The 2,830-nt window shown below is 72.9% G+C and carries 1 protein-coding gene; it reads left to right on the top strand.

Features of this window, described 5'->3' with window-relative positions; all coding sequences use genetic code 11:
• On the top strand, nucleotides 1-2,830 hold a 2,830-nt coding region (locus tag AB0I77_RS53250), incomplete at both ends, for an amino acid adenylation domain-containing protein (RefSeq protein WP_363290281.1).

Genomic DNA, 2,830 nt, shown 5'->3' with positions numbered 1-2,830 from the left:
CGATCCTGCTGCGGGAGGTGTGGGCCGCGTACGCGGCCGGCGGCAGCGGCGCGGGACTGCCCGCGGTCACGCCGCACCGCGAACACCTGGCCTGGTTGGCGCGCCAGGACAAGGACGCCGCGCGCGCCTCCTGGACGCAGGCCCTATCCGGGCTCGACGAACCAACCCTCGTGGCCCCCGCCGCCGCGGACGGCACGCCGAGTCCGACCGACCAGCTGACCTTTGCACCGGACGCCGAACTGACCGGAGCGCTGCGAGAGCTGGCCCGCCGGCACGGCGTCACGCTGAACACCGTCGTTCAGGCCGCCTGGGCGCTGGTGGCCGGTGGTTTGTCGGGGCGTCGGGACGTGGTGTTCGGGGCGACGGTCGCGGGGCGGCCGGCCGAGCTGTCCGGCATGGAGGACATGCTGGGGCTGTTCATCAATACCGTCCCGGTGCGGGTGCGATTCGATCCCGCGCGGACGGTCGCGGAGCTGCTCACCGACCTCCAGGCGGAGCAGTCCGCGCTGCTGGACCACCAGCATCTCGGCCTTACGGAGATCCAGCGGCTGGCGGGTCCCGGCGCGGGCTTCGACACGCTGCTGGCATTCGAGAACTACCGGGCCGGCGAGAGCGGCCCCCCGCAGCCGCTGCGCCTCACCGGCTCCGGGGTCCGCGAGTCGACCCACTTCGCGCTGACGCTGGGTGTCGACCCGATCGACGGGCTGCGGCTGCGCCTCGATCACCGGCTGGACAGCTTCGACGCGACGGCGGCCGTGGCGATCTCGGAGCGGCTGATACGGGTGCTGACCCGGATGGCGGCCGAGCCGGACGCCCGTATCGGCACGTTGGACGCCCTCGACGAGGCGGAGCGGTCCCTGGTCGTCGACGAGTGGAACGACACGGCGCGGCCGATGCCGTCGGACACCTGGCTGGAGCTGTTCGGGGACTGGGCGGTGCTCACGCCGAACGCGGTGGCGGTGCGCTGCGGCGCGGCGGCCCTCTCGTACGGGGAGCTGGATGACCGGTCGAACCGGCTGGCGCGCTACCTGCGTGGGCTGGGGGTGGGACGGGAGTCGCGGGTGGGTATGCGGTTGCCGCGGGGTGTCGACATGGTGGTGTCGATGCTGGCGGTGTGGAAGGCCGGGGGTGCCTACGTGCCGCTGGATCCCGAGTACCCCGCCGATCGCCTGGAGTTCATGACGGTCGACAGCGGCGCATCGGTGGTGATCGACGCGGACCGGCTGGCCGACGCCGGGCCGGCGATCGCCGCCGAGTCTGACGCCCCCCTCGATGTCGCGGTCGAACTGGATCAGCTCGCGTATGTGATCTACACCTCCGGCTCGACCGGTCGCCCGAAGGGCGTGGCGGTCGCGCACCGGGGTGTGGCGAATCTGGCGGAGGCGATGCGCCCGGTGCTGGGCGTCTCGGAGGGGACGACGGCGCTGCAGTTCGCATCGTTCAGCTTCGACGCCGCCGTGCTGGACGTGGCCGTGACGCTCGCAGCGGGCGGGACGCTGGCGATCGCCGTCGGCGCGGAGCGCACCGATCCGCAGGCGCTGGCGGAGATGATCCGTACAGCCGGGGTGACGGTGGCCAGCGTGGTGCCCTCCCTGCTGTCCGTGCTCGACCCGCAGACGGTCCCGGGGGTACGGAACTGGGTGCTGGGTGCCGAGCGGCTGACCGCTGATCTGGCCGCCAAGTGGCGCGCCCAGGCGGGCGTGTGGAACACCTACGGACCCACCGAATCCACCGTCATCGCCACCGCCGTGGAGCTCGCGACCGGCCTTACCCCCGACGACCGACCGCCGGCCATCGGCGGCCCGCTCCCCAACACCCGCGTCTTCGTGCTGGACGACTTCCTGCGCCCGGTGCTGCCGGGTGTGGTGGGTGAGGTGTATCTCGCCGGACCGGGTCTGGCCCGCGGCTATCTGGGCCGCCGGGAGCTGACCGCGGAGCGGTTCGTGGCCTGCCCGTACGCCGACGGCGGGCGTATGTATCGCACCGGTGACCTGGCGAGGTGGAGCGACGACGGGCTCCTGCACTTCGAAGGCCGGGCGGACACGCAGGTGAAGATCCGCGGCTTCCGAGTCGAGCCGGGCGAGGTCGAGTCGGTGATCGCGGCGCATCCGGAGGTCGCCCAGGCGGCGGTCGTGGTGCGTGCGGACCGTATCGCCGCCTATGTGACGCCCGGCGCGCAGGGCGCGGTCGACGCGACCGCGATACGGGAATTCGCCGCCCGCCGCCTCCCCGCGTACATGGTCCCGGCCGCGGTGACGGTGCTGGACGCGCTGCCGCTCACCCCCAACGGCAAGGTGGACAAGGCCGCCCTGCCCGCCGTCGATGCGACGGCTGGTGCGGGCCGCGCGCCGGCGACGCCCGTGGAGGCGCTGCTGTGCGGGCTCTTCGCAGAAGTGCTGGGCGTGGGGGAGGCCGGTGCCGACGACGACTTCTTCGCACTGGGCGGGGACTCGATTCTGTCGATGCTGCTGGTCTCGGCCGCGCGGCGGGCAAGTCTTACGATCTCCTCCCGGCAGGTGTTCGAGCTGCGGACTCCGGCCGGGCTGGCGCGGGTTGCGGGTGCGCTGGAGAGCGGCGGTGTGTTGCCGGGCGGGGAGCCCGGTGTGGGTGCGGTGCCGCTGACGCCGGTGATGCATGAGCTGATCGAACGAGTCGGTCCGGACCGGCTCCATGAGGTCGTGCAGTCCAGCTGGGTGCGGACGCCGGCTGGTCTGGACTTCGAGGTGCTCGCCCGGGCGGTGCAGGTGCTGGTGGGTCATCACGACTTACTGCGGGCGCGGTTGGTGCCGGGTGCGCGGGCGCGGCTTGTGGTGCCGGAGGCGGCTGCGGG

It is taken from the genome of Streptomyces sp. NPDC050619 (assembly GCF_040654815.1).
Lineage (GTDB): Bacteria > Actinomycetota > Actinomycetes > Streptomycetales > Streptomycetaceae > Streptomyces.
Note: the sequence above shows the minus strand (reverse complement) of the source record. Positions and strands in the feature narration are given on the sequence as shown.